Source organism: Nocardiopsis alba DSM 43377 (assembly GCF_000341225.1).
In the GTDB taxonomy this organism is placed as follows: Bacteria; Actinomycetota; Actinomycetes; order Streptosporangiales; family Streptosporangiaceae; genus Nocardiopsis; species Nocardiopsis alba.
Genome location: NZ_ANAC01000011.1, coordinates 517,081 through 543,392, shown reverse-complemented (window position 1 = coordinate 543,392; position 26,312 = coordinate 517,081). Strand labels below are relative to the sequence as shown.

Sequence of the window (26,312 nt, the reverse complement as noted above, 5' to 3'; positions counted from 1 at the left end):
AAGGTCCGGGAGGGGTGACCACCGGGAACCTCGATCGGAGGGTTCGTCCGGGCGTCCCGTCGACGTCCGGGTCCGGGGACGGGCCCCGGGAACCGCACTGCTACAGGGTCACCGACACGTTGTCGATGAGTCGGGTCGCCCCCACACGGGCGGCGACGGCCAGGACGGCGGCCCCCCTGTGGTCGGCGGGCGCCTCGGCGAAGGTGGCGGGGTCCACCAGGGCGAGGTAGTCGGGTTCCACCGGGGGTGTGGCGCGGGACGCCTCGTCGAGGACGGCCCGGGCGGCGGCGCGTACCGCGTCGGCCCCCGCGTCGGCCGCGTCCGCCCCGGCGCGCAGGGCCCGGGAGAGCGACAGGGCGCTCGCCCGCTCGGCGTCGTCGAGGTAGACGTTGCGGCTGGAGGAGGCCAGGCCGTCGGGGTCGCGCAGAGTGGGCGCGCCCACGATCTCCACCGGCAGGTTCAGATCGACGACCATGCGGCGGACCAGGGCGATCTGTTGGGCGTCCTTCTCGCCGAAGACCGCCAGGTCGGGGCGGACCAGCTGGAAGAGTTTGGTGACCACCGTGAGCACGCCGGTGAAGTGCCCGGGACGCGAGGCGCCTTCCAGACGTTCCCCCATGGGGCCGGCGTCGACGGTGACCATCTGCTCGGCGGGGTACATGGTCTCGACCTCGGGGGCGAAGACCACGTCGACCCCCTCCTCGCCGCAGACGGCGAGGTCGGCCGGCAGGTCGCGCGGGTAACGGTCCAGGTCCTCGCCCGGACCGAACTGGAGCGGGTTGACGAAGACACTGACCACCACGGTGTCGGCCTTCTCCCGGGCCAGACGCATGAGGGTCCGGTGCCCTCCGTGCAGGGCTCCCATGGTGGGGACCAGGGCCGTCCGACCCCGGCCGTCGAGCGCCCGGCGCAGCTCCGCCGGGGTACGCGCGACGAGGGGGCCCTCGGTGGTGGGCCGCTGCGGCGTGGCGTCGGTCATCGGTCTCTCCGTGATGGTGTTCTGCGATCGCGCGCGTTCGGCGCGCGTGGGTCGGATGCCCCGGTTCAGCGCCGCAGGACGTCGAGCAGACGCGCGGCGTCCTCGGGCTTGAGCAGCCCCGCGTTGATGGCGAGGTCCGCGGTGAGCCGGGCGAGTTCGACGTAGCTCGCCACGCTCTCGGGCGCGTTCTCCCGTAGCTGCTCGATGTGGCCGGCGACGGTTCCGGCGTCGCCGCGCAGCACCGGGCCGCTGAGTCCGTGGATGCCCAGGCGCAGGGCGTTGTCCAGGGCCGCGCTCAGCATCGGGGCGAGCACTCTTCCGGGTTCGGGGACCCCGGCGGCGGAGAGCAGGGAGGCGCTGTCGGCGACGAGGGTGACCAGATGGTTGGCGCCTCCGGCGAGGGCCGCGTGGTAGAGGGTGCGCTTGTCCTCGGCGATCCACACGGGTTCGGCGCCCATCTCGACCACGAGGGCCTCGGCGATGGGGCGCAGCTGGTCGGGCGAGGTGACCCCGAAGGCGCAGTTCGCCAGTCTTTCGACGTCCTCTTCGCGTCCGGTGAAGGTCATCGCCGGGTGCAGGGCCAGGGGGAGCGCCCCCGCGATGGTGGCGGGCGCCAGGATCCCGTAGCCGTGCGCTCCACTGGCGTGGACGAGGATCTTGCCGCGCAGGTCGACACCGGTCCCGGCGAGCCCCTCCACGAGATCGGGGAGGGCGTCGTCGGGGACGGTCAGCAGGACGAGATCGGCGGCCTCCACGACCCGAGCGGGTTCGAGGATCCGCGCGGTGGGGAGACGACGCTCGACCCGGGCCACCGACTCCTCGGAGACGGCACTGGCCGCGACGACCTCGTGTCCGGCCCGGCTCAGGGCGACGCCGAGGACGGAACCGACACGACCGGCCCCGATGACGCCGATCCGCAGCCGCGCCGGGCGCTCCTGTGTCGTCTCCATGTGCTCCGTGTCCTCCCCTGATCCGGCACGGCCGTGACTCCCGCGCCGTGGTCTGAGCACACGATAGCCCTCCCGGCCCGGTGACCTGCCGGCCCGCCCCCGGACACACGAGAACGGGGGCGGGCTCGAAGCCCGCCCCCGTTCCGTCCCTCGGTCCGCCCGTCCGCCTCGCGGTGGCGTTCGGGAGGCACCGGTCCCGGGCCGCCGTTCAGGGGTACGGGGAGGCGACCCGGTCTCCGGTTCCGGTCCGAGGTCAGTGCTGGATGATCACCCCTGCGTTGTAGCAGGAGGCCAGGGACTTACCGAGCACGGCGTTGGCGTTGCCGCAGCCCTCGTTCTCGGCTTCGAAGTCCTTGATGTAGGTGTTGTTCCCACTGGCGTTGGAGCCCCAGGCTCCAGGGTGCGCCGCGGCCGGCGTGGCGGAGAGGATGACCCCGGCGGAAGCGAGGGTCAGGGCACCGACTGCGAGCGTCTTCTTCAGCACTACGTGTCTCCTTAGCCGTCCGGTCGGGGGGACCGCCGGACTCGCGGTGTTCCTCCTCGACGTCATGGTGACGCCGAGGAAGAAATTACCGACGAACGGCGCCGGAGAACATGCCTTGAGCTGCATCGATCACAAGAAATCCACACATGTTCACACTGAGTGTCCGATTCCTCGGGCTCCGATGCGGACAAAGGGAGAGACGTCATCTCATGTCCCTGTGCGCAGCGTCACCGCTTTTCGAGGTTCCAGACCCGCGACAATCCCGATTGTGGACGGCCGGTCCGTTTCCGCTCGAACACGGGAAAGGCGCCATCCCGTTCGCACGGAATGGCGCCTCACACGGAAAGCTCTCGGACCCCTATCGGAGGGACCGGTCGGGACGTCTCCGACCGGCGTTCGTTCGATCGGGCCGAGCCGCCGCGGCTACTACCAGTTCTTCACGGTGGCGCCGGAGTCGATGCAGTTGGCGCCGGAGACGCCCAGGATGGCGATGGAGTTGCCGCAGACGTTGATCGGCACGTCCAGGTCGGCGACGAGCTGGTTGCCGCCCAGGATCGAGCCGTTGCCGGAGGTGAACACGTCACTGTTGGCCATGGCCGGGGAACCGGCGAAGAGAACACCGGCGGCGGCAGCGGTGATGGCGGTGGCGGCGAAGGCCTTCTTCAGCATGAGAATCTCCCGTCAGGACCGTTCGGCGGGGGTGCCAAACGGTCGAAACCGTTGACGATGTGTATGACAGTGAACACTCGCCGTGTTCAGTCACCATTTAGCCATACTCAGCCGCCTCGCGTGGCCGGAATTCCGAAGAGATCGCCACCCCTGACCAGGAGAAACCACCCATAGTGAACAGACATGTCGGACATGCAACCCACAACCGGAACCACATCATCCCCTAGATGTGACACACGTCACAATGCCTCTCCGGGGGTGTCACCAGGGGTTTCCTCCGTTTTCTCGTCTTCGGAAGGGGCCGGCCCCCGCTCCGCGCGCATCGTCGCCCGTGTCGCCCACCGTTCCGTTCCCGCCGAAGGCACCCTGGCACGCCTTCCGTACTCGGCCAGGGCGTTCAGGAAGCGTCGCCCCTCCTCGGCGTCCCGGTCCGCGGCCCGCGCGGCCACCGGGCCGGGCGGGGTGTCCACGTCCACCGTGGCCCTCCCCCGCCATCTGGCCAACGGCCCCGCCGACAGCCGCAACGTCTGCATACGCTCCACCGGGACGATCTCCGTCACCCGGCAGAACAGCCCGCGGACGCTCACGAACAGGTGCTCGTCCACCCCCGCCGCGCTCGGCAACCTCTCCCGGTTGACCACCAACGGCACCACGGCCGCCTCGCTCCCCGGGAACATCTCGTTCACCAACGTGAACGCCCGGCTCCTCGGCGCCACCGGCAGCAGGTCGGACGAATCCCCCTGACGGGCCCCCGCGTAACCCGCCATCGTCGCCTCGACCCTGGCCACGCCCAGGGCCCGCCACAGCAGCGGTTCCACGATGCGCACCGCCTGGACCCGGCCCGGCGGGATCGTCTGCATACGACGCTGGAACATGCCGTACCGCAGCCGCAGGCCGTCCGGGGACAACGACGCGTAGAAGTCCGTGTACCGGGCCAACGGGCCCCAGTAGTAACGCAGCAGCCCCAGGGCCAACGGGACCACCGCTCCCAGCACCCCCGCCTCCAGGAACACCACGAACGCCGTGCCCAGCATCAACAACAGGATGAAGGCCAGCAGGATCGGCACCCGGAAGGTGAGCGCGCCCAGCAACAGGGGGAAGGGCAACCGGTAGAAGGGGCGTTCCGGAGCGTCCGGGGAGCGCCCCGGCAGGCCGGCCGCGTGGGCGAGCACCGCCGTCCGCATCCGTTCGGCGAGCTCCCGCGGCAGGTAGTGGAGACGGATCGCGCTCCCGTCCCCGCCCGCCAATTCGATGCGCAGCTCCGCCACCCCGAACACCTGCGTCAACAGGGGGCGGACCACGTCCACCGCCTGGAGCCGGCTGAGCGGGATCTCGCGCGAACTGCGCAGGAACAGCCCCCCGTGCACCACCAGGTGGTCCTCACGGAGCCCGAAGGTGCCGTACCACCAGGAGGGCAGGGCGTAGGCGAGGGCGCCGAACACCACCGCCACCGCCATCAGCAGCACCCAGGCATGGCCGAAGGTGCTCAGAATCGGCCCCACCAGGGCCACGAACACCAGGGTGACCGCGATGACCCGCACCGGAACGATCATCCAGTGCGAACGGAACACACCCGTGGTGACGTCGTCGCCCGGCCTCGGCGGCGGCGGAGGAGGCGCCCCCTGCCCCGGTCGGGGCGGAAGCATCGTCGGGTTCCGAAACGACGGCGGATACGGGAACCCCGCCGGAGGAGGCGGAGGAGGGGTACCGCCTCCGGGCGGCACCCACCCCGGTTCGTGCTGAGGTGGTCCGTGCACTTACAACCCCGTGGAGAAACTCTCGCTGCGCGCCGCGAGCCGGTCGCGCAACTGGACGGCCTCGGACAACGGGAGCCCCACCACACGCGTGTCCGCGGCGCTCGCCGCCGTTCGCACACGCACCGTCGCGATCCCCAACGCCTGCTCCAGCAGGTTCGTGGTGACGTCCACGACCTGCATACGCCCGTAGGGGACCACGACCAGCCGGCGGACCAGAACCCCGTAGGACAGGTACAACTCCGCGGACGCCTCCGCGTACCCCCACGAGCGTTGGGAACTCCCGGCCAGGAACCACAGGGCGACCCCGGCCACCAGCCACAGTCCGAGCCACACGCCGAGCGCCCACATGGGCAGCCCCCACAGGAGCGCGAGCACGCCTCCACCCGCTCCGGCGGCAAGACAGACGGCCACCGACTCCAGACGCAGGTACCAGGCCAACCCTGTCGGGATCCTCCTCCAGGGAACGCCCTCCGGGGCGGCGAAGGCCACGTCCACGGAACGCCGCGGATTCGACGGCCCCGCCTCGGTCTTGGGTGTCGGTTCACTGGTCTCCACGGGCTCAGTCAACCATCAGCGGACGATCCCCGACCAGAACCCGGGGCTCCGGGGGTTTCGGGTCGCGCTCGGGCGAGGCAGGAGACCGGGCGGGTCGGACCTCGGTGCCTAGGAACGGTCCTCGTCGTCTCCGCGGTCCTCGGGGACACGGCAGGCGTGCTCCAGATAGAGGGCCGCGGCCAGCAGCAGCCCCGCGGTGAGGGCGGTGCCCAGGCAGGTCAGGAACACGGCCCGATGGGTGGGCAGGGCGAGGTGGTCGGTGACCGCCAACGCCATGCCCGCGAAGAAGCCCAGGGCGAGTGCGGCGAAGAGCGTGCTGGCCTTGGCCAGGGCCAACAGACGCGCGGCGCTCAGCGGCTCCATGGGTTCGGTACCGGGCTCCCGGCGGATCCGTCGGGACGTGCGCCTGGCCGTGAACGCCTCCGCGAAGGCCAACAGCAGCAGGGTCGGGATGGCCGACCACGGCAGCACCGGAAGCCCGCTCACCGAGTTCGCGACGAACAGCCCGGCGAGGGCCCCGAGCGCCGCCAAGGCGGCCGGGACACGCCACCCCGTAGGGGCGAGCGTGCCCCTGCCGTCGTCGGGCATCAGCGTTCCGCCTCTCCCGGGGTTCGAAGCCTCAGGTCGTCCCTGCGGGTCAGCTCCTGTTCGCCGGCCGTGTCCTCCTCCTCCACGGTGACGAGCAGAGCCGCGACCGGGCCCCGGCCGGGCACGATGGCCGCGGGGTCGGTGTCCAGCCAGGGACGGAGGACGAAGGCGCGCAGGTGGGCTCGCGGGTGCGGAAGGGTCAGGACCGGGTCCTCGTCGACGGTGTCCCCGAAGGCGATCACGTCGACGTCCAGGGTGCGGGGACCCCAGCGGACCTCCCGAACCCTCTCGAAGGCCCGTTCGGCGTCCTGGGCCCTTTCCAGAAGCCCTCGCGCGGTGCCCGGGGTGTCCACGACCAGGACGACGTTGAGGAAGGCCCCCTGTTCGGGGCCGCCCACGGGCGCGGTCTCGTAGACGGGTGAGAGCGCCACCGCCGTCGGGGCGTCCGGTCCGGCCAAGAGGTGGTCCACGGCGCCCTGGAGTGTCGCCCTCCGGTCCCCGAGGTTGGAGCCCAGGGAGAGCACGGCACGTGTCACCATGAGCCCCTCCTTCCCCGTGTGACGGTGACCGACACGTCGGCGAACTCGTGCTCGATGGGGGCCGACGGCTTGTGCACGGTCAATTCCACCCCCTCCACGATCGACTCGCTCATGCACTCGGCGGCGAGCCGTTCGGCGAGCGTCTCGATCAGGTCGACCGGGTCGCCGGTGACGATCGCGACCAACCGGTCGGCGAGCAGACCGTAGTGCACGGTGTCCTCGACGTCATCGGAGGCGGCCGCGGGGGCGGTGTCCAGGTACAGCACGGCGTCGACCACGAAGTCCTGGCCCTCACGGCGCTCGAAGTCGAACACGCCGTGGTATCCCCGAGCCCGCAGCCCGCGGAGCGTGATGCGATCCCGCATCAGTCCTCGACCTCCGCCTCGTCGTCGTCCTCCATCAGGACGGGGGAGGCGTGGTGGGACCACAGGCGCCAGCCCTGGTCGGTGTCGACGAACAGATTGGTGGTGACCACCTGGCCGCCCGCGACGAACCCGGGGCTGCCGTCCTCGGCGGTCAGCACGTTCTCCTCACAGGTCACCATGGCGATGTCACCGCCGACCCCGATGTGGGTCTCGGTGAGGACGTACTGGATGTAGGTGACGTTGGCCATGATCAGGGACCAGGCGCGCATGATCTCGGTGCGACCCCGCAGCAGCGGCCACCCGGGGTTGACGCACACCAGATCGGGGGCCTCGTGCTCCTCGGCCCACACGGTGCGCATCAGGTCGATGTCGCCGTTCTCGATGGCGCTGTAGAACTGGGCGTTGGCCTCGGCGACGCTCTCCATGACCTCCTGACGGGACTTCACAGGCCGCCCCGGTCCATGATCTCGGCGCGTCCTCCGTGGAGGGCCGCCCCGCCGTCGGACCAGGCCGCGGCGACCCGGACGGCGTCGGCGTTGGGGCGGACGTCGTGCACCCGCACCGCCCAGGCCCCCCTGTCCGCGGACAGGGTCGTCAGAGCCGTCGTGGCGGCGTCGCATTCCACGAAGGGGCGCTCCTCCCCTTTGCCGTCGCTCAACAGACGGCTGAGGAAGCGCTTGCGGGAACCGGCGACCAGAACCGGCCGGCCCAGTTCGTGGAAACGTTCGAGTCGGTGGAGCAGCGCCCAGTTGTGCGCCCGTTCGGGACGTTTGGAGAATCCCAGCCCCGGATCCAGAACGATCTGCCCGGGGTCGACACCTGCACTGATCATGGCCTCCATACGGTCGCGGAGCTCATCGAGGACCTCCTGGACGACATCCGTGTACACGGCACGGCTCTCCATGTCATGACTATGCCCACGCCAGTGCATCAACACGTAGGCCACACCGGAAGAAGCGACCAATCGTGCCATCTCGGGGTCGGCCAGACCACCACTGACATCGTTGACCAATACCGCTCCGGCGTCGACCGCGCGTGCCGCGACCTCGGCCCTCATCGTGTCGACGCTGACGGCGACCCCCCGCGCGGCGAGAGCCCGGACGACCGGTTCGACCCTGCGCAGTTCCTCGGACGCCTCCACCCGTTGGGCGCCGGGGCGGGTGGACTCGCCGCCCACGTCGATGATGTCGGCCCCCTCCTCGACCAGGCGGAGTCCGTGTTCGATCGCGCGCCCGGGATCGAACCACGAACCGCCGTCGGAGAAGGAGTCGGGGGTGACGTTGACGACCCCCATGACCAGGCACCGCCCTCGGTCGGGCAGCCCCGGAAGTGTGTGTTTCGGCGCCATGCGCCTCACCCTACGCGTACGACGAGGGGCCGGAAGCACGCGGCTCCCGGCCCCTTCGAAGGTGTTACACGGGTCTCTCCCCGAGAGGCGCTCAGCGCCGGTCGAGGATGAGGCTCATGGCCTCGGCCCTGGTGCGGTCGCTGCTCCGGAAGATCCCCCGGACGGCCGAGGTCACCGTCTGGGCACCGGGCTTGCGCACACCGCGCATGGTCATGCACAGGTGCTCGGCCTCGACCACCACGATCACGCCGCGCGGTTCGAGGTGCTCCATGGTCGCGTCGGCGACCTCGCCGGTCAGACGCTCCTGCACCTGGGGACGGCGGGCGTAGACGTCCACGAGACGGGCGAGCTTGCTGAGCCCGGTGATGCGGCCGTCCTCCCCCGGGATGTAGCCCACGTGCGCCACTCCGTAGAACGGGACGAGGTGGTGTTCGCAGGTCGAGTACAGCTCGATGTCCTTGACCAGGACCATCTCCTCGTGCCCGGCCTCGAAGACCGTGGTGAGCACGTCACCCGGCTTCTGGCCGAGACCGGCGAACTGTTCCTCGTAGGCCCGGGCGACCCGGTCGGGGGTCTCCAGGAGACCGTCCCGGTCCGGGTCCTCGCCGATCGCGATGAGGATCTCGCGGACGGCGCGGGCGACACGCTCGCGGTCCACCGTTCTAGGGGGTAGTTCACTCACGTCTGTTCTCCCTCGTCACCCGTCGAACCCTGGGCCCGTTCCTCGTGCTCGGATCCCCTGACGTCGGATCCGTTGAGCATCGCCAGTTCCTTCTTGGAACGCACCGGAGGCCGGTCGGAGGGCTGACGCTTCCCGTAGCCGGTGTAGGAGCCTCGCGCGGGACGCTTGCCGACCGGCGCGAAGACCTCCAGGACCTCGTCCTTGGTGAGCGTCTCCTTCTCCAAGAGCTGCACGACCAGCTCGTCGAGCACGTCGCGGTACTCGACGAGGACCTCGTAGGCCTCGTCGTGCGCGGACTCGATGAGGCGGCGCACCTCCTCGTCGATGACGGAGGCGATCTCCTCGGAGTACTCGCGGGCGTGCGACATCTCGCGACCCAGGAACGGCTCGCTGTTGGCGGTGCCGAACTTGCGCGCGCCCAGACGCTCGCTCATGCCGTACTCGGTGACCATGTTGCGGGCCAGGTTGGTGGCCTTGTCGATGTCGTTGCCGGCACCGGTGGTGGGCTCGTGGAAGACGAGCTCCTCCGCGGCGCGACCACCGAGCATCATCGCCAGCTGGTCCATCATCTGCGAGCGCGAGGTGAGGAACTTGTCCTCGGTCGGCACCGACATGGTGTAACCGAGGGCGCGACCGCGCGGCAGGATCGTGATCTTGTGAACGGGGTCGGCGTTGGGCAACGCGTGGCCGACGAGGGCGTGACCGCCCTCGTGGTAGGCGATGACCTTCTTCTCACGGTCCGACATGACCCGGGACTTGCGTTCGGGTCCGGCCATCACGCGTTCGATGGCCTCTTCCAGGACGGCGTGCGTGATGACCTTGTTGTCGGCTCGCGCGGACAGCAGGGCGCCCTCGTTGATCACGTTGGCCAGATCGGCACCGGTCATACCGGCGGTCTGGCGGGCGATGACCGCGAAATCGACGTCGTCGGCCATCGGCTTGCCCTTGGAGTGGACCTCCAGGATGTCGCGACGACCGTCCAGGTCCGGGCGGTCCACGACGACCTGACGGTCGAAGCGGCCCGGGCGCAGCAGGGCCGGGTCGAGGATGTCGGGACGGTTGGTGGCGGCGATGAGGATGACCCCGCCCTTGACGTCGAAGCCGTCCATCTCGACCAGCATCTGGTTGAGGGTCTGCTCGCGCTCGTCATGCCCGCCGCCCATGCCGGCACCGCGGTGGCGGCCGACGGCGTCGATCTCGTCGATGAAGATGATCGCGGGGGCGTTGGCCTTGGCCTGCTCGAACAGGTCGCGCACGCGGGAGGCGCCGACACCGACGAACATCTCGACGAAGTCCGAACCGGAGATGGAGTAGAACGGGACCCCGGCCTCGCCCGCGACGGCGCGCGCCAGCAGGGTCTTACCGGTTCCGGGCGGCCCCATGAGCAGAACGCCCTTGGGGATCTTGGCGCCCATCGACTGGAACTTCTCCGGGTTCTGGAGGAACTCCTTGATCTCGTGGAGCTCCTCGATGGCCTCGTCGGCCCCGGCCACGTCCGCGAAGGTGTTCTTGGGTGTGTCCTTGGTGATGAGTTTGGCCTTGGACTTGCCGAAGTTCATCACGCGGGAGCCGCCGCCCTGCATCTGGCTGAAGATGAACCAGAAGATGACGATGATGATGATCAGCGGCAACAGGCTGAAGAGCGCCGTCGTCCAGATGGGCGTCGTGGCGACCGAGACCTGGTAGCCCTTGAGCTCGCTGTCCGGGTCGGACTTGGACTCCTGGAGCTTGTCGGCGAGCTCCAGACCCTGGCCCTCGACCCAGTAGGCCTCGTAGATGTCACCATCGGTCGTGGTCAGCTCGATGCGCTGGTCCCGGTCGATGATCTCGGCCTCGACCACCTTGTTCTGGTCGATGTACTCGACCACGGTGGAGGTGTCGATCTCCTCCGGCTGCGGACCGCCACCGACATCGAACACGCGAAAGCCGATGATGAGCATGAGGGCGACGGCCAGGATCCATATCCACGGGCCGCGGAAAAAACGCTTCAGATTCATGTGAGAGGAACCCTGCCGGCTCCGTCCCTCCTGACCAGGCCGCCCCGCCCCAGAGGAGTTTTCCGAAGCAGGACCTATCGGACACGTGCTCCCTGCGATGACGCCGGGATATTCGACGGTACACCTCGCCGTACCGGGCGGGCGCACCGCTCAGGCCGGACACGGGGCCGTCATGAACGCAACGACGGCATCCGTTCCGTTGTTCCCGAGCCGGCCCGCGGGACCTCGGCGGACACGCGGGCCGGCACGAGACTACTTCTCGTAGACGTGCGGAGCGAGGGTGCCGATGAACGGCAGGTTGCGGTACTTCTCCGCGTAATCCAGCCCATATCCGATGATGAACTCGTTGGGCAGGTCGAAGCCGATGTACTTGACGTCGAGGTCGACCTCGAAGGCCAGCGGCTTGCGGACCATGGTGCAGACCTCGACCGACCGGGGGCCGCGCGAACGCAGGTTGCCCACCAGCCAGGAGAGGGTCAGACCGGAGTCGATGACGTCCTCGACGATCAGGACGTCGCGGTCCTTGATGTCGGTCTCCAGGTCCTTGAGGATCCGCACCACGCCGGAGGACGTGGTGCCGGCCCCGTAGGAGGAGACCGCCATCCAGTCCATCGAGACGGGGGTGTGCAGCACCCGGGCGAGGTCGGCCATGACCATGACCGCGCCCTTGAGCACACCGACGATCAGCAGGTCGCGGCCCGCGTAGTCGGCGTCGATCCGCTCGCCCAGCTCGGCCAGGCGCGCCTTGATCTCTTCCTCGGTGACCAGGACCTTCTCCAGGTCCTCGCCCATGTCCTTCGCGTCCACGCTCACGTCCTCGCTGATGGATTCCCCGTTTGCGGCAACCAGGATAAACGTGCCGAACACGGCGATGGTGCGGGACCGGTGGCCTTCGGTGTCCCGGCTCAGCGCTCGAAGAGGATCCGCCCGGCCGCCCTACGGCCGCGGACCCCGCCGGGCAGGTCGATGTGGGACTGGCCACGCCACTCGGTGACCAGCCGGTCGAGTTCGCGCACGTGCCGGGCGGCCAGGTCGGTGGCGGGACAGCCGGCGTCGAGGGCGGCCGCCCGCAGCACACGGGTGCGCAGAGCGGCCTCGGCCCGCTCCAGCGATGCCACGTCCAGGCCCTCTCCGTCCGATCGGGCCCGCTCGCGCAGTTCGACGGCGAGGGCGTCGAGGGCGTCGGCGTCGTCCCGGAGCATGCCCGCGGTCCTCGCCAGGGCGGCGGTGATCCCCGGCCCCAGCGCCTTCTCCAGGGCGGGCAACGCCTCGTGTCGGACCCGGGAACGGGCGAAGCGGGGGTCGTGGTTGTGCGGGTCCTCCCAGGGGTCCAACCCCATCAGCAGACATGCCCGACGGACCGTGGCCCGGTCCAGCTCCAGCAGCGGCCGGTGATGGACGTCCCCGCGCGCCGCCATCCCGGAGAGGGAACGGGCCCCCGACCCGCGGGCCAGTCCCAGCAGAACCGTCTCCGCCTGGTCGTCGAGGGTGTGTCCGAGCAGGACCGCGGCGGGGGCGTGCGCGCGGGCCGCCGTGTTCAGGGCCCGGTAGCGGGCGCGTCGGGCCGCGGCCTCGGGGCCGCCCGCCCCGGTCACCCGCACGGTCTCGACCATGACGGGCGCCAGCCCCAGTCCGCGCAGGGTCCCGGCCACGGACTCGGCGCGCTCGGCCGAACCCTCCTGGAGCCCGTGGTCCACGGTGACGGCGCCGGCGGTACGCCCGACCCGGGGCGCCTCGAAGGCGAGCGCCCCGGCCAGGGCCAACGAATCGGCCCCGCCGCTGCACGCCACCAGCACGGTGGTGTCCTCGGGCAGGGCACGCAGACCCCGCCGCACCGCCGAACGTACGGCGGCCACGGCGGGGGGAGGCCCGCTCACTCGGTGATGACGGCGGGCCGCACGACCCGCTCGATCCACCGCGAGGGCTGACGGATCTCCTCGATCGTCGGCAGCGTCTCGGGAGAGGTCCACACCTTGTTGAACTCGGCCATACCGACCTGCGCGACCACCTGGCGGACGAAGGAGGCGCCCTCCTCGTACTGCTTCATCTTCAGGTCCATGCCCAGGAGATGTCGCATGATCCGGTCGAGCGGGTTGGAGGTCTCGCGCCGCTTCTGGAAACGGGAGCGGATCCTCTCGACCGAGGGCACGACGTCGGGGCCGACCGCGTCCATCACGTAGTCGCCGTGCCCCTCGGCCAGGCTCATGACCGCGGTGACCCGGTCCATGAGGGCGCTCTGCTCGGGCGTCTGGAAGGCGGTGAGCAGGTTGCCGTCGCCGCCGCGCACCGCGTCGGCGACCGCCTCGCCGGCCTGCCTCAGGCGGTCGATGAGGTCGGAGGCGTCCATCTCCGTGGACAGCAGCAACTCCTGCATGAGCTGCTGGACGTGACCCCGCAGCCACGGCGTGGCCGTGAACTGCATGCGGTGGGTCTCCTCGTGCAGGCAGACCCACAGGCGGAAGTCGCGGGGATCGACGTCGAGTTCGCGCTCGGTGTTGACGATGTTGGGCGCCACCAGGGTCAGTCGCCCGGTCGGCGAGTGTCCGTCGGGGTCCGGCGGCAGGAACAGCTCGTACTGGCCGAGGACCTTTCCGGCCAGGTAGGCCAGGACCGCGCCGAGCTGCACTCCGGTGATCCGGGAACCGACCGCGCCGGCCAGGTTTCCGGCCGGACCGCTGTTCAGCCGGTCGGCGCCCATCTGTTGGAGTACGGGTTCGAGTACCACTCGGAACCCGTCGACGTTGGCTCGAATCCATCCGGGACGGTCCACGATGACCGCGGGGCCCGAGGGTTCGAGGGGGTTCATTCCGGTGAAGTCGCGCACGTGCCCGGCCGCCACGCCGGAGAGCTCGCGCAACTGCGCCACGGCCTGCCGCGCGTCGGACAGGTCCACCTGCGGCCCAGGGCGCACGAGGCGGACACCGGTATTGACGGCTACGTCCCAGTCGATCACAGTCACACCGTCAGCCTACCCACGGAGAACGCGGGGGCACGGGGATCAGGGCTCTATTTCAGGGCAGACCCCGGGTTCTCCCCGAGCCGACCCGAAAACCCGTCGGGGCCCGTGCCCCTCGCGCGTGCGCCCGTCACGAACAGCCGCAGCGGCTCAGCGCGGCGGCGAGCGTGTCGAGTTGAGGGCCGGTCGCCCCTTCGCTGTTGGCCATGAGGGCGAACAGGAACACGTTGCCCTCCTGGTCGTGCACGGTGCCGGCCAGAGTGCTCACCCCGTCGAGGGTGCCGGTCTTGCCCCGGACCATCCCCGCGGCGTCGCTCGAGGTGGAGTACTCGGAGTAGCGTCCGGCCAGAGTCCCGGTCGAGTGCGCGGTGGGCAGTCCGGTCAGGGTGGCGTTGAGCGCGGGGTCCTCCGAGGCCGTCCGGACCAACCGGACCAGGGCCCGAGGGGTGATGCGGTTCTTGGTGCTCAATCCGCTGTTGTCCGACAACCTCACCCCCTCGATGCCCAGGTCCTCCATGACGCGGTGGGTGGCGGCCGCCGCGCCCGGGAAGTCCGGTTCCTCGCCCATCTCCAGGGCGGCGATCCGTCCGAGGGCCTCGGCCATGTTGTTGTCGCTGGCCAACAGCATGAACTCGACCAGGGAGCTCACCGGAGCGGACTCCGCGGAGGCGATGGGCTCTCCCACGGAGTCGGCCTCGTCGGGTTCCCCCTCGACGGTCAGCCCGGCCAGCTCGAGCTGGTCGGCGAAGGCCTCGGCCGCGGCCTTGGGCGGGTCGGGAACGCGGGTGGACACGTCCGGGTCGACCCGGCCCTGGTCGACGAGCAGGGCGTGGATGGTGGCGGTGCTGCCCTCGGTGACGTAGTTGGGCTTCCAGCCCGGACCGGTGTCGGGACCGGTGAAGAGGGAGTCGTCGTATCCCACGGTGACCGTGTCGAGCCCCAGACCCGCGAGGGCGGCCGCGGTGTCCTCGGCGAGCTCCTCCAATGTGGCTACCTGCGGGTAGGCTGCTGAATCGGCCGTGACGGTCAAGGTCGCGTCGCCCGCGCCTCGGAGCACCACTCGGTTCTCCGCCGGATCGAGATAGACCTCGGTGTGGAGCACGTGGTCGGGGCCGACCGCGTTCAGAACGGTGACGGCCGTGGCGATCTTGGTCGTCGACGCCGGGGTCACCGGGGCGTCCGCGTCCCGTTCGAAGAGGGTGTCTCCGGTGAGGCCGTCGACCACATAACCGGAGAGGCCGTCCTCGAGCCCGGAGGATGACATGGGATCATCGAGGATGTCCGCGATCCGTTCCGGATCCGCCGGAGTCGGGGCCGTGGTCTCCACCGCCGCCGCGCCATCGGCACGTGTGACGGGATTGGGCACCGCCGGAAGCGGTCGTGCCTCGATCACGTCCAGGGCGACGAACCCGGTGATCAGCACGAATATGTTGAGCAGGGCCAGCGCGAGGAACGCCTCGCCTCGTACCCGTCGCACCCGGGGCACCTGCCCTTCCTTCGGTGTCGCGGCCTGACGTTGTAGTTATACGGCGACATTAGTCGCATTGGGAGCCGAGATCAGCATGGAATTCGACGTTACGATCGAAATCCCCAAGGGGGAACGCAACAAGTACGAGGTGGACCACAAGACCGGTCGTATCCGTCTCGACCGCATGCTGTTCACCTCCACCACCTACCCCGCCGACTACGGTTTCGTCGACGGGACTCTCGGAGAGGACGGGGATCCTTTGGACGCCCTCGTCCTGCTGAAGGCTCCGACCTTCCCGGGCTGCCTCATCCGCGCGCGCGCCATCGGCATGTTCCGTATGCGCGACGAGGCCGGTGGTGACGACAAGCTGCTGTGCGTTCCGGCGACGGACCCGCGCATGGAGCACCTGCGTGACATTCACCACGTGAACGAGTTCGAGCGTCTCGAGATCGAGCACTTCTTCACCGTGTACAAGGACCTGGAGCCCGGCAAGTCCGTCGAGGGCGCCAGCTGGGTCGGTCGTCACGAGGCCGAGCAGGAGATCATCGCCTCGGTGAAGCGTGCCGAGGAGGCCGGCGTGCACGGCGACTCCTCGCACATCACCTCGTGACCGGTCGCCGCGCCTGTCTCGGCACCCGGTGAGTTCCGGCGGGTCGGAGTGTTCCCGGGGGCGAACGCCCTCGCACGAGCCCTCCGACCCACCGGATCCGACCTCCTAGTCGGCTCCGGTCAGGAAGAGCACCAGCAGCGCACCGGAGAGCATGAGGACCAAGGGGACGAACACCGAGACCGACGTGCGGGCCAACACGTCGCACGGCCCCGGCCCCAGAGGGAAGCCCTGATCGTCGAACCGGCCCGCCCGGACCGCCACGTGCGCCCGATACCCGTCCAGCTCCGGCCCGTTCATCCCGTTGAGCACCAGGACGCGGACCAGGTCGTCCCCTCTCGAAGAGACCGTGTGCTCCGGAGGACGATCCCCCCAGACACAGTCGCGATGACGCTCGCACTCCGTCTCGGCCAACGCGTGCAGCCACTCCCCCAGCCGACCGTCGTCCACCAGTCGCACACTGTGCGCCCGAGCGACGATCAGAGTGTCCCGAAGCACGACGTGCGCGGCGTCGCGATCCCCCAGGTTCCGGAGACAGTGCCGGTAGAGCTCCTCCCCGTACGCGTCGAGAAGCCACGCGTAGACCTCACCCGTCGGGGTGGGTCCGGAACGCAGGGCGTGGAGGAGGTCCCGGTCCGTCATGAGTTCAGAATCTACGCCGCGCGCCCCGTGAAGCCGCCCGGTTCTCCGAAAGACGCGTCCCCCTCCCCCTCGGCCGTACGCGTCGTCCGTCGAAGGGGGCCCTTCGCCGCCGGGGACCTCAGTCGTCATCGGGAGGCCGCCGGGGTTCCGGTCCTCGCGGCGGGTCGTGCGGCCCCTCCCTGTGGACGGATCCGTCCCGGGAACGTTCGTCCGTGAAGAGCAGCCCCGCGTACCTGGTTCGCAGCCACAGCAGCACGTAGGTGAGCACGGCCAGGAAGGAGACCAACAGAGCGGCCTCCGGCCCCAGGAACCCCAGGGCCATCACGCCGGCGGCGACCACCACCAGGGCACGCACCAGCACACGCGCCCACCGGCCCTGTACCTCGGGGGTCAAGGCTGCCCTCTGGGAACGGACGGCTGCACTGCCACTCCTGTCGCTACGGCTGTACTGGGAAGTGGATCCCGGGGCGACGAGAAGGCCGCTCTCTCGGGTTCCACATGTCACCACCACGGGGCCCGCGCCGCAACACGCCCGGGATGTCTCCGCGGTGAGCGGTTCGACACGCGTGATTCCCGGCGTTCGCTTGACGCACCACCGGCTTTGCTGGTCTGCTTACCTCCATGTATCCGCGCACCCGCACCAACGCCATGGCTCGTACGGCCCCCTTCGGGGCCTCCTGCCTGCCGGCCTGTGCGGCGTGTCCGTGTTGTCGTCGCTGAGCCGCGCCACCGGGGTCCACATCGTTCGACCCCGCACGACCGACCTGTGAACGGCCCCCGCCTTTCGGTGTGAGACGGCCGTGAACGGAGTCCACTCGGGTGACGCCCCTCTCCGGACGCGCGTTCGGAGAGACCACCCTCACCGCCTCGGAGCCCTCGTGGCCCCATGACGACATCTCCACGGCCCTTCCTCACGCGAAGCGCCGTGTACACGTGAAGGATCCTCTCACGATGCCCCAGCAGTCCTCCGCGCCGACCGCCGATCGTCCCACCGCCGTCGGGCACGCTCCCCGGCCTCGCACCGCGCCCGTCTCCCTGGACGGGATCGGCGACGTCGTCGACGCCGGACGTTCCTCCGGCTACGCCCACCTGGACGCGCGCGGGCTTCCGACGCTCGGACAGGTGGTCACCGCCGCACGCGCCGCGGCGGCCTCGCTCCACCGACCCACCCTGTGGCCGAGCCGTCGTGGGAGCTGGCAGCCCGCACCGCGCTCCACCCGCCGTCGGGTCGGGGGACGATTCCGGGTGACCACCGTAGCCCTCGAACCGAACGGGTTCGTCCCCGGCCCCGTCCCGCGCTCCGAGGGGCCGCACGCGCTGGAGGTGCTGTGCCTGGTCAGGGGGCGCGCCCACCTGATCGCCGCCGAAACCGACGGACGGATGCTCTCGGCCACCGAACTGGCCATCGACCGGGCCCGTGTGGTGGGCGGTGGTGGCGGGGAACGTCGGCACCTGGTGAACACGGGGGACGAGATCGCGGTGCTGGTCCGGGTCACGGCCTGAGGCTCCCGCCTCCGGCTCACTCATCGTGGGACTGTTCCGTGCCTGCCCGGCGCAGCGCGCGATCCACGACCTCGATGGAGCGGAGGAGCGCCGCGGTCCGGCGCCCTTCGGCGAGGTAGGCCTCCATGACCTGGTCCAACGCGTGAGGAGGCAACCGGTCGCGCAGGTCGACACGGGCCGTACGGTAGCCCTCCCGCGTGGCGTCCAAGGTGGCCGACACGTAGTGCCGGACCAGGCGGGAGAGGGCCACGGGGTGGCGTCGCAGCACTCCGTGTAGCCGGTAATCGGCCGGCACCTGGTCGAAGAGCCATTCCAGGGCCGTCTGCTCGAAGGAGTCCGACCCGGGTGGGTGCACACTCGCGGGCCAGTCCGACGTCAGGGACTGATCGGGCATACCGGACAGCATACCCATTGCTCGAACGTGTGTTCGAGGGTTCGAAGGGTCGGATCAGTCCGATTCCGCCGTCTCCGACGAATCCTCCTCGCCCGCCTCACGCCTCTCCAGTTCCACCCGGAGCGCGTACTCGGCGGCGTCCACGGCCGCCCGCGCGGTGATGGCATTGGTATGCGCCCGGTCCACCTCGTCCAACAGGATGCAATCGAAGGCCACACGAGCGTCGTGGACCGCGGCTTCCAACTGACGTGACGCTTCTTCCAGACTCATGTTCCCTTCCCTCCCCAGAACTCGCCCTTCGCACACACCCGCATCGAACACCACGAGTGAGAACATCGTTCCCAAGGGTCACCTCGGCCTCTTCCGAGGAGGCTTCGGACACCACCACGCCGGGTAGGCCACCGGCACCGCACGACACCGTCCCCAGGAGCGAACATGGTGTATCTCATCCTCGTCCTGCTCGCCGTCTGGCTGATCCTCGCCATCCTCGGCACCCTGATCAAGGGGCTGTTCTGGTTGGCGGTCATCGGCGCGATCCTCTTCGTCGCCACCGCGATCTGGGGCTGGCTCCAGAACCGTTCCAGGACCTGAGCCGCCCGCTCAGGACTCCAGGGCGGGGCGACCGCCCTCGTCCAGACGCCGAAGGGCCCGCCGGGCGCGCTCCTCGTCCCCGTCCAGGTGCGGCCGGAGCAGCCTGACCGCCTCGTCGGCGCGGTCCAGGGCGACCAGATTGCGCGCACGCTCACGAAGCCCGGAGGGGAGTTCGTCGACCCCTCGGTCGGCGGGCACGTAACCGCCCACGTGCGGGCGCGGGACCTCCGCCGGCGGCGGCTCGGGTTCGGCGACCTCGCTCCGCGGCTCCATCCGGGCGAGCACCTCGCGCAGGACGTAGGATCCGCCGGCCAGAACGACCACCGCGCCCATCAGGGCGAACAGCATGAACATCAGGCTCATAACGCCCACCTACCCATACTTCGGACACAGCAGGCACAACACCTGTTCACGCGGGGTCATCATTCCGCCAAGGCGCTCCCTGCCCCGTCCTCCCCGGGGACATCCTCCGGGAGCAGCGTCTGCAACTCCTCCAGGTCCAGGACCCTCCCCGAACGGACCCACCCCTCGATCCGACGTGCCTGACGGGCCGCGCACGCCTGGAACAGCGCGCGCACCTCATGCCCGTTGCCCGCGGCGAACCGCTCGGAGCACGCCTCGATCGCCTCCGCCACCACCGCACGGGTCCTCTCCGGAACCGCGAGATCGACCTCCTCCGCGACGCCCACGAAGATCCTGAGCAGCTCCTCGTCCGTGTACGAGGAGAACCCCACCACCGCGCCGAACCTCGCCTCCAGATCGGGATGGTCGGACAGGAACGCGCGAGCCCCCTCCTCGGCACCGCACAGGACCACCACCACATCGTCGTGGTGTTCGCCCATGAGCTCGACGAGCGCGCCGGCCGCCTCCTCCTCCCCGACCACGTCGTGCGCGTCCGTGATCAGGAGCACCCCGCCGTGCGCCAGGTCGAAGGCCTCCCGGGCCCGCCGTGAGACCTCGCCCCGCTCCACCAGCTCCCCGGCGCGAAGACGCACCGGCCGCCCACGCGACGTCAGGCCCAGAGCCGCCAACAGCTCCGCGTAGATGCCGGCCACCGTGGTCCGCCCGGTCCCCCGCTCCCCCAGGAAGACCAGGTGACGTGAGGGCCCACCACCCGCACGGCCCGCCGTCAACAATCCGGCCAACCTCCCCGACAGGGCGTCCTTGACGTCGGACATCCCCACCATGGCGTCCAACCCCGCCATCAACGAGGCCACCCGGCCCCCGCCCCGACCGGAGGCGCCGCCCGCGGCGGCGGCGGTGGCGCTCTCCAGGTCCTCGGCCCGGAAGCGGCTCAGATCGTCCACGGTCGTGTAGCCGCCCTCGGCGATCCGCTCCGAGTGGGCTCGGATCGCCCCGTCCAGAACCCTGCGCACCTCGCGGCCGTTGTCGAAGGCCTCGTCCTTCATCCGCCGCCGGAAATGCTCGACCAACAGCTCGCGCACCCCCTCGCCCAGGGTGCGGCCCCGCTCCCCGGCCTCCCCCGCGAAGATCCCCATGAGCTGCTCGGGAGAGTAGTCCTCGAACTCGATCGTGCGCGCCACCCGCTCCCGCAGCCCCGGCGAGGCCTCCAGGAGTTCTCCGAGTCGATCGGAGTGCCCGGCCAGGACCAGGACGAACCCCTTTCCCGGCTCCGACATCGCCCCGACCAGGGTGTCGACGACCTCCCGGCCGTGCGGATCGGACTCCTCCGGCTCCTCCTCGACCAATGCGTGCGCCCCGTCCACGAACAGCACACCGCCGCGCGCCCGCTCCACCGCCTCCAGGACCCTGGTCCGGGTCCCGCCCTGGTACTCGGCCACCAGGTCGGGGCGGGCCACCTCCACGAACGGGCCCCGCTCCAGGCCGCCCAGGGAGCACAGGATCTCCCCGTACAGCCGGGCCACGGTGGTCTTGCCGATCCCCGGCGGGCCCGCGAGCACCAGGTGACGGCCGACGTTCAACGCGGGCAGACCGGCGGCCACACGCTTGGCGCTCACCCGTTGCAGGTCGACCAGGGCCCGCACCTCCCGCTTGACCCGCTCCTGCCCCACCAGCGCGTCCAACTCGGTGAGCAGGGACTCCAGCGAGCGTTCCCGGTCCCGTACCGAGCCCTCCCCGACACCGCCGAGTATCCGCCCCGGACCCGTGGCCGCGCCCCTCGTCCCCCGGACCACGACCCGATCGCCGTCGCCGCCCCGGTTCCCGCCGAAGGTGGTGTCCTCCAGATAGACCGAGGCGTCGTCGGCGGCCCACAGACCCGAGTCGTCGTTCCCGGAGACCGTGCACCGCACCAGCCGGACCCGACCACCGTCCTCGACCATGAGCCCGTCCCCGCGCCCATCGCGGATCGCGGTGTCCTCCAGCGCCGCGACACCGCCCGCGCCCACCCGTACACCGCGCTCACCACTGCCGGACAGGGTGGAGGAGCGGACCGTGACGTACCCTCCCTGGACGTAGACCGCGTCCTCTCCGCACTCGGACAGGTCGGCGTCCACCAGACGTACCTCGGTGCCGTCGAGGATGTTCAGCCCGTCCTCCCGGGCCTCGCGCAGCACCATGCCGCGCACGGTGATCGTGGCGTCCTCACGGCTGTGGATCCCCGAACCCACCTCATGGCCGACGATGTCCTCGAAGACACCGCCACCGCCCACGACGATGGCCATCGGTCCGTGCCAGCGGCTGACCCGCAGATCGCTCACCTCGAACCGCGAGCGGACCGACGCGATCGCGCCCCGCCCCTCCTGCGTGCTCTCGGAGACCGACATACCGGAGACCGACACCCTGGCGCCGTCCGCCACCAACAACGCCGCCTTGCCCACGCCCGAGCATCGAACGTCGGTGAGGGCCGCCTCACCGCCGTCGACGAGAACCGCGTCGGCCGCCGCCCCGGTCACCGTGAGGCCGTGCACGGTGAGCCTTCCGCCCTCGATCGCCAATCCGGTACGGGTGGAACCGGTGATCTCGCAGTCGTGCAGCACGCTCTCGGAGTCTCCGTGGACGAAGAACGCGTCCGTGCCCTCCTTCCGCGGCGCCTCCACCACCAGCCGGGTGAAGCTCGCGCGGGAACGCTCGTACACCCGGACCGGCCAGTCGCGGGCCCCGGTGACGCGCACGTCGGTGAACTCCGGGGTGGCGCGGTCGCGCACATAGATCCCGCCTCCGTCGACCAGCGCGCAATCGGACACCTCGGGCGAGGCCCCCGAGACGTAGAGGGTGTGCCAGTCGTCGTGGGCCCCGGTGAAGATCGTCCCGCTGATCCTCGGAGAGCACTCCCCTTGGACCGCGATCACCGCCTTGGCGAAGTAGCAGTCGCGCACCGACCCCTCTCCGGAGTCCCACAGCAGTCCGCTGTCCTCGAAACGGCAACCGACGAGCTCCGCCCGCGCGCCCACGACGTTGACCCGTCGCGGCGCGGTGAAGACACAGTCCACCGCCCGGAGCCGGGCTCCCTCCTGCGCGTACAGGGGCGGATAGTCGTCCGAGGAACTGCGGACACCGATGCCGTGGATCTCCAGATGGCCGCCTTCGTGCACGTTGAAGACGTTGGTCTCATCGGCCGCGCTGACGGTGACCGTGCCCGCCCCTTCGGCGGGCACCACCACCACATGCCGCAGCACCCCGATGACCTGGGGCTCCACATAGTCGCCCGGGTCCACCCGCAGGTACAGGTCCGAACCCGCGTAACGAGGGTCCCGGATCACCTGCCCCAGGGAGGAGACCGAGGCGGGGTCTGACTTCGAGACGCGGACCGTGATCATCTCCATCGACTCCCAAGGGGGTAGCGGCCGCCACGCCGCGCCAGAGGGTCTGCGATATGTACCGTATCCACCTCAGAGACGGGGAATCCGAGACGACGCACCCCCTTGTGGCCAGGGTCGGTCAGAATCCGTCGCGCCCGTGGCCCCGGCTTTCGGAGAACACCCCGTCCTCGATCTTCGTCTCGGTTCCCGCCGGGCCGATGGCGCCGTGGTCCCGTCGTCGGCGATGGCGCGGCGGAGCGTAGCGTCGTAGAGCTCCCGGGAGGTGGCGCCGATGCGCCATGCACCGTGGCGTCCGCCGGTGTCCCGGGGGCCGTCGCCGTGCGACCGCCCCCGGAAACGCCTCAGGCCCGTCCGGGTGTCCCGGACGGGCCTGAGAGGGCCGAGCCGCCTATCGGAATCGAACCGATGACCTATTCATTACGAGTGAATCGCTCTGCCGACTGAGCTAAGGCGGCACGTCGCCACGTGTCGCACGTGGCGAAGCAGGAACCAGTCTAGCGCCTTCGGAGAGTGGGGCGTACACCCCGGCCGAACGGAGACGGTCCCCCGATGCCGCCTCGTCAGCCCGCGAGGGCCGCGGCGCAGACCCCGCCGTCCTCAGGCACGGACAGCTCCAGCAGGTAGCCGTCGACGATCTCGTCCACGCAGTCGTCGCCCATCCGGTAGCCGGTGTGGCCATCGCCGTCCCGGGTGACGAGGAAACCCGACTCCAACTGATCGGCGAGCGCCTCCGACCAGGCGTAGGGGGTGGCCGAATCGCGCGTGGTCCCCAGCACCATGATCGGATCGGCGCCGGCCGCGTTCAGCTCGGCCTGCGGGGCCACCGCCTCCTCCGGCCAGAAGGCGCAGGGCAGAGCACCCCAGGCCAACGTCGGGCCGAAGACCGGGGACTCCTCGCCCGCCAGGGCCGCCGCCTCCGCGTAGGCCTCCAGCTCGCGCGGTGCCGGAGAGTCCGAACAGTTCACCGCCATGAGGGCCGCCGTGGAGTTCTCGTACTCGGCACGGTCCCCGCGCCCGTAAAGGTCGTCGCCGAGCAACAGCAGGCCGGTACCGTCCCCGCCCTCCATCGCGTCGGTGAGCGCCTCCCGCACCCGCGGCCACCAGCTCTCCGTGTACAGGGCCGCGAGCACACCGAGCTCGGCGCGGGCCTTGTTGAGCTCACGCCCGTCGTCCGTGGCGGTGTCCAACGGTTCGACGGCGACCTCGTCCAGGAAGGCCTCCAGGTTCGCGATGCCCTCCTCGACCGTGTCGCCCCGCTCACCGATCGGGCATTCCGCCGTTCCCAGGCAATCCTCGACGAAGGCCCTGAGCGCGGTCTCGAAACCGGTGGCCTGTTGAACGCTGACGCTCAGCTGGTCCTGGCTCGGGTCGACCGCTCCGTCGAGGACCAGCGCGCGTACCCGATCGGGGAACTGTTCGGCGTACTGCGCGCCGATGTGGGTGCCGTAGGAGGCCCCCAGGTAGGTCAGCCGGTCGTCGCCGAGCAGCGCGCGCAGCAGGTCCATGTCCCGGGCGACGTCGGCGGTCCCCATGTTGCGCATGAGGTCGGGCGCGTTCTCCTCGCAGGCCTCGACGAACGACCGGCTCGTGTCCTCGATCTGCTCCAGGCCCTCGGGGCTGAGGTCGGCGAGGTCGTCGGCGCCCCGCCCGGTGCCGTAGTCGGTACCGAGAAGGTCGTCGATCTCCTCGGTGTCCAGACAGGTCAGAGGTGTACTGCGGCCCACACCCCGAGGGTCGAAGCCCACCACGTCGAAGTTCGCGCGCACGGCCTCGCTCACGGTGTACGGAGAGTGATCGACGAAGTCGTATCCGGATCCCCCCGGACCACCGGGGTTGACCACCAGGGACCCCAGGGCCTCGTCCCCGGTCGCGGGGACGCGCTTGACCGCGATCTCGATCCGTTCCCCATCGGGGGCGTCGTAGTCCATCGGCACTTCGAAGACCGCGCATTCACTGCCGGGAAGGCCGCTCTCGCACTCCTCCCAGGCGAGTTCCTGCTCGGTGAACTCCACGGGCGCCCCGCCGTCCTCACCTGCCGTGTCCCCACCACCGAGACCACATCCGGAGAGCAGCACCGCTCCGGCGAGCAGTGTCGCCCCCACACGCACCCTGGCACCCACCCGTATCCGCCTCCACTCGTCGTCGTGCCCCGATTCTCGCGGATCGGGCCGATACCCGGCCCCTGGGGCCGCGGTGTTCAACCCGCCAACAGGGCGGAGGTCATCGCCTCCATGGCGATCTGCGGATGCACGTTGGCGGCGATCCGCTCACGACAGGCCATGATCGCGTCGATACGGCGGAGCGTGGACTCCGGGGTACCCGCGCGGGCGATCCGCTCCAGGTCCCCGGAACGTTCCCCGGTGGACAGCTCCACGGTGGCCCCGAGTTGGAGGGCGAGCACGTCCCGGTAGAAGGCCGCCAAGTCGAGCAGGGCCCGATCGTAGGAATCGCGTTTGATCCGGGTGGCCCGACGTTTCTGGCGCTCGTCCAGGTCCTTGAGGGCACCCGCCGCGCCCCGGACCGCCTTGGCCACCCCCTTACCGGTGGAGCCCTCGCCGAAGGCCGCCTTGAGCTCGTCCTTCTCCTTCTCGTTGAGGGCCGTGGTGAGCGCCTTGGACTCCTCCTCGGCGATCTCGTACAGCCGGGCGGCCGCGGTGACGCAGGCACCGAGCCCGTCGAGCCTCGCCGGGATGGCCAGCACCTCCTCACGGCGGCGACGCGCCTCCGGGTCGGTGGCGAGCTGCCGCGCCCGGTCCATACGGCCGGCCGAGGCCCGGGCCGCCGATTCGGCGGTGACGGTGTCCACGCCCTCGCGCATGACCAGGGCGTCGACGATCTGGCGGGTGCCCGGGGTGGCGAGGGTGACCAGCCGGCACCGGGAACGGATGGTGATCAGCAGGTCGTCGGGGGTGGGCGTGCACAGCAGCCACACCGTTCGGGGAGAGGGTTCCTCCACCGCCTTGAGCAGGGCGTTGGAGGCCGCCTCCGTGGCACGGTCGGCGTCCTCGAAGAGCACGATCCGGAAGTTGCCGCCGGACGGCTTGGAACCCGCGCGCAGGACCAGGTCACGGGTGGCGGCCACACCGAAGCTCAGCCCGCTGGGGCGTACGTAGAGCACGTCCGGGTGGGTGCCGGCGAGGACCTGATGGCAGGAATCGCAGTGGCCACAGCCGCCGTCGGGACATTGAAGGGCCGCGGCGAAGGCCCGCGCGGCCTCCTCCCTTCCGGACCCCGGCGGGCCGGTGAACAGCCAGGCGTGCGTCATCCCGGCGCCCTTCCCGCCCGCGATGAGGTCGGCGGCGCCGGCGACCGCCCGACTCAGCTGTGCGCTCGCCGCCTCCTGGCCGACGAGGTCGTCGAAGACCGTCAAGCTTGCCCCCCGGGCCACGTGGAATGTCCGTCCCCAGGATAGAAGTCCCCGACGACACCCGGACCGTTTTCCACAGCCCCTCTTCCCTGTGGGCCTTCGGCCGTCGCACCTCCCAGGGGGCGAGG

The 26,312-nt window shown here is 70.3% G+C and carries 28 protein-coding genes and 1 tRNA gene; 3 read left to right on the top strand and 26 right to left on the bottom strand.

The genetic code is table 11. The annotated features are described in order from the left end of the window. Positions 1-100 precede the first annotated feature (100 nt). The 17 genes from panC to dacB form a co-directional block, all read right to left on the bottom strand. Positions 101-979 carry a pantoate--beta-alanine ligase gene (gene panC / locus D451_RS0112320; protein WP_014912489.1) on the bottom strand — a complete coding sequence of 293 codons (879 nt, stop codon included), beginning with the start codon at positions 977-979 and terminating at the stop codon, positions 101-103. Between the two features lie 65 nt (positions 980-1,044). Continuing rightward, positions 1,045-1,929: a Rossmann-like and DUF2520 domain-containing protein gene (locus D451_RS0112315; RefSeq protein WP_014909730.1), complete on the bottom strand. Its 885-nt coding sequence runs from the start codon at positions 1,927-1,929 to the stop codon at positions 1,045-1,047. 253 nt (positions 1,930-2,182) lie between these two features. Next, positions 2,183-2,413: a hypothetical protein gene (locus D451_RS0112310; RefSeq protein WP_014910087.1), complete on the bottom strand. Its 231-nt coding sequence runs from the start codon at positions 2,411-2,413 to the stop codon at positions 2,183-2,185. Positions 2,414-2,839: 426 nt separating this feature from the next. Further along, a complete protein-coding gene (locus D451_RS0112305) occupies positions 2,840-3,082 on the bottom strand; it encodes a chaplin family protein (protein ID WP_014911011.1) in 243 nt (80 codons plus the stop codon). Between the two features lie 239 nt (positions 3,083-3,321). Then, positions 3,322-4,728, bottom strand: a complete 1,407-nt coding sequence (locus D451_RS0112300; protein WP_017534631.1) for a PH domain-containing protein — start codon at positions 4,726-4,728, stop codon at positions 3,322-3,324. A 111-nt stretch (positions 4,729-4,839) separates the two neighbouring features. Continuing rightward, positions 4,840-5,334: a PH domain-containing protein gene (locus D451_RS0112295; protein ID WP_051067466.1), complete on the bottom strand. Its 495-nt coding sequence runs from the start codon at positions 5,332-5,334 to the stop codon at positions 4,840-4,842. 168 nt (positions 5,335-5,502) lie between these two features. Continuing rightward, on the bottom strand, positions 5,503-5,982 hold the full coding sequence (locus D451_RS0112290) for a DUF3180 domain-containing protein (protein WP_014909887.1): 480 nt from the start codon (positions 5,980-5,982) through the stop codon (positions 5,503-5,505). Continuing rightward, a complete protein-coding gene (folK, locus tag D451_RS0112285; RefSeq protein ID WP_017534629.1) occupies positions 5,982-6,521 on the bottom strand; it encodes a 2-amino-4-hydroxy-6-hydroxymethyldihydropteridine diphosphokinase in 540 nt (179 codons plus the stop codon). Before folK ends, D451_RS0112290 begins: the two co-directional genes overlap by 1 nt. Then, complete coding sequence (folB, locus tag D451_RS0112280; RefSeq protein WP_017534628.1) at positions 6,515-6,886, bottom strand: dihydroneopterin aldolase; 372 nt, start codon at positions 6,884-6,886, stop codon at positions 6,515-6,517. Before folB ends, folK begins: the two co-directional genes overlap by 7 nt. After that, on the bottom strand, positions 6,886-7,332 hold the full coding sequence (locus tag D451_RS0112275; RefSeq protein ID WP_014909990.1) for a nuclear transport factor 2 family protein: 447 nt from the start codon (positions 7,330-7,332) through the stop codon (positions 6,886-6,888). Before D451_RS0112275 ends, folB begins: the two co-directional genes overlap by 1 nt. Beyond that, on the bottom strand, positions 7,329-8,234 hold the full coding sequence (gene folP / locus D451_RS0112270) for a dihydropteroate synthase (protein ID WP_026125013.1): 906 nt from the start codon (positions 8,232-8,234) through the stop codon (positions 7,329-7,331). The genes D451_RS0112275 and folP overlap by 4 nt, the downstream gene beginning before the upstream one ends. A gap of 91 nt (positions 8,235-8,325) precedes the next feature. Then, complete coding sequence (gene folE, locus D451_RS0112265; protein ID WP_026125012.1) at positions 8,326-8,916, bottom strand: GTP cyclohydrolase I FolE; 591 nt, start codon at positions 8,914-8,916, stop codon at positions 8,326-8,328. Further along, positions 8,913-10,913 carry an ATP-dependent zinc metalloprotease FtsH gene (ftsH, locus tag D451_RS0112260; protein WP_014911682.1) on the bottom strand — a complete coding sequence of 667 codons (2,001 nt, stop codon included), beginning with the start codon at positions 10,911-10,913 and terminating at the stop codon, positions 8,913-8,915. Before ftsH ends, folE begins: the two co-directional genes overlap by 4 nt. A 252-nt stretch (positions 10,914-11,165) precedes the next feature. After that, on the bottom strand, positions 11,166-11,720 hold the full coding sequence (gene hpt, locus D451_RS0112255; protein WP_014911073.1) for a hypoxanthine phosphoribosyltransferase: 555 nt from the start codon (positions 11,718-11,720) through the stop codon (positions 11,166-11,168). 98 nt (positions 11,721-11,818) lie between these two features. Beyond that, the gene (tilS, locus tag D451_RS0112250; protein ID WP_017534625.1) at positions 11,819-12,790 is read right to left on the bottom strand and encodes a tRNA lysidine(34) synthetase TilS; all 972 of its coding nucleotides are present in this window, start codon (positions 12,788-12,790) and stop codon (positions 11,819-11,821) included. Continuing rightward, positions 12,787-13,866, bottom strand: a complete 1,080-nt coding sequence (locus D451_RS0112245) for a zinc-dependent metalloprotease (protein WP_017534624.1) — start codon at positions 13,864-13,866, stop codon at positions 12,787-12,789. The genes tilS and D451_RS0112245 overlap by 4 nt, the downstream gene beginning before the upstream one ends. A gap of 133 nt (positions 13,867-13,999) precedes the next feature. Beyond that, on the bottom strand, positions 14,000-15,355 hold the full coding sequence (dacB, locus tag D451_RS0112240; RefSeq protein WP_014909307.1) for a D-alanyl-D-alanine carboxypeptidase/D-alanyl-D-alanine endopeptidase: 1,356 nt from the start codon (positions 15,353-15,355) through the stop codon (positions 14,000-14,002). A gap of 76 nt (positions 15,356-15,431) precedes the next feature. Here dacB and D451_RS0112235 point away from each other — a divergent pair, with 76 nt between their 5' ends. Beyond that, positions 15,432-15,947: an inorganic diphosphatase gene (locus D451_RS0112235; protein ID WP_014910277.1), complete on the top strand. Its 516-nt coding sequence runs from the start codon at positions 15,432-15,434 to the stop codon at positions 15,945-15,947. 105 nt (positions 15,948-16,052) lie between these two features. Here D451_RS0112235 and D451_RS0112230 read toward each other — a convergent pair whose 3' ends face one another. Both D451_RS0112230 and D451_RS0112225 read right to left on the bottom strand, forming a co-directional pair. Continuing rightward, complete coding sequence (locus tag D451_RS0112230) at positions 16,053-16,586, bottom strand: RNA polymerase sigma factor (RefSeq protein WP_014910770.1); 534 nt, start codon at positions 16,584-16,586, stop codon at positions 16,053-16,055. Between the two features lie 118 nt (positions 16,587-16,704). Continuing rightward, positions 16,705-16,947, bottom strand: a complete 243-nt coding sequence (locus tag D451_RS0112225) for a hypothetical protein (RefSeq protein WP_017534622.1) — start codon at positions 16,945-16,947, stop codon at positions 16,705-16,707. 458 nt (positions 16,948-17,405) lie between these two features. On the opposite strand from D451_RS0112225, the gene D451_RS0112220 reads away from it, so the two are divergent. Then, the gene (locus D451_RS0112220; protein ID WP_017534621.1) at positions 17,406-18,089 is read left to right on the top strand and encodes a hypothetical protein; all 684 of its coding nucleotides are present in this window, start codon (positions 17,406-17,408) and stop codon (positions 18,087-18,089) included. Positions 18,090-18,105: 16 nt separating this feature from the next. On the opposite strand, the gene D451_RS0112215 is transcribed toward D451_RS0112220, so the two are convergent. Both D451_RS0112215 and D451_RS0112210 read right to left on the bottom strand, forming a co-directional pair. Next, positions 18,106-18,495 (bottom strand): hypothetical protein, encoded by a 390-nt coding sequence (locus D451_RS0112215; protein WP_017534620.1) that lies wholly within the window; start codon positions 18,493-18,495, stop codon positions 18,106-18,108. A gap of 42 nt (positions 18,496-18,537) precedes the next feature. Continuing rightward, positions 18,538-18,753 carry a hypothetical protein gene (locus D451_RS0112210; protein WP_014910027.1) on the bottom strand — a complete coding sequence of 72 codons (216 nt, stop codon included), beginning with the start codon at positions 18,751-18,753 and terminating at the stop codon, positions 18,538-18,540. A 165-nt stretch (positions 18,754-18,918) separates the two neighbouring features. Here D451_RS0112210 and D451_RS28270 point away from each other — a divergent pair, with 165 nt between their 5' ends. After that, the gene (locus D451_RS28270; protein WP_017534618.1) at positions 18,919-19,074 is read left to right on the top strand and encodes a hypothetical protein; all 156 of its coding nucleotides are present in this window, start codon (positions 18,919-18,921) and stop codon (positions 19,072-19,074) included. A 9-nt stretch (positions 19,075-19,083) separates the two neighbouring features. Here D451_RS28270 and D451_RS0112200 read toward each other — a convergent pair whose 3' ends face one another. The 5 genes from D451_RS0112200 to D451_RS0112180 all read right to left on the bottom strand — a co-directional run bounded on the left by D451_RS0112200 (position 19,084) and on the right by D451_RS0112180 (position 26,187). Next, the gene (locus D451_RS0112200; protein ID WP_017534617.1) at positions 19,084-19,437 is read right to left on the bottom strand and encodes a hypothetical protein; all 354 of its coding nucleotides are present in this window, start codon (positions 19,435-19,437) and stop codon (positions 19,084-19,086) included. Positions 19,438-19,496: 59 nt separating this feature from the next. Beyond that, positions 19,497-22,814, bottom strand: a complete 3,318-nt coding sequence (locus D451_RS0112195) for a right-handed parallel beta-helix repeat-containing protein (RefSeq protein WP_017534616.1) — start codon at positions 22,812-22,814, stop codon at positions 19,497-19,499. A gap of 385 nt (positions 22,815-23,199) precedes the next feature. Next, positions 23,200-23,272, bottom strand: a tRNA-Thr gene (locus tag D451_RS0112190). Between the two features lie 105 nt (positions 23,273-23,377). Next, positions 23,378-24,937 carry an alpha/beta hydrolase gene (locus D451_RS0112185; protein WP_017534615.1) on the bottom strand — a complete coding sequence of 520 codons (1,560 nt, stop codon included), beginning with the start codon at positions 24,935-24,937 and terminating at the stop codon, positions 23,378-23,380. A 77-nt stretch (positions 24,938-25,014) separates the two neighbouring features. Continuing rightward, entirely contained in the window at positions 25,015-26,187 is a 1,173-nt protein-coding gene (locus tag D451_RS0112180; protein WP_017534614.1) for a DNA polymerase III subunit delta', read from the bottom strand. Positions 26,188-26,312: the final 125 nt, after the last annotated feature.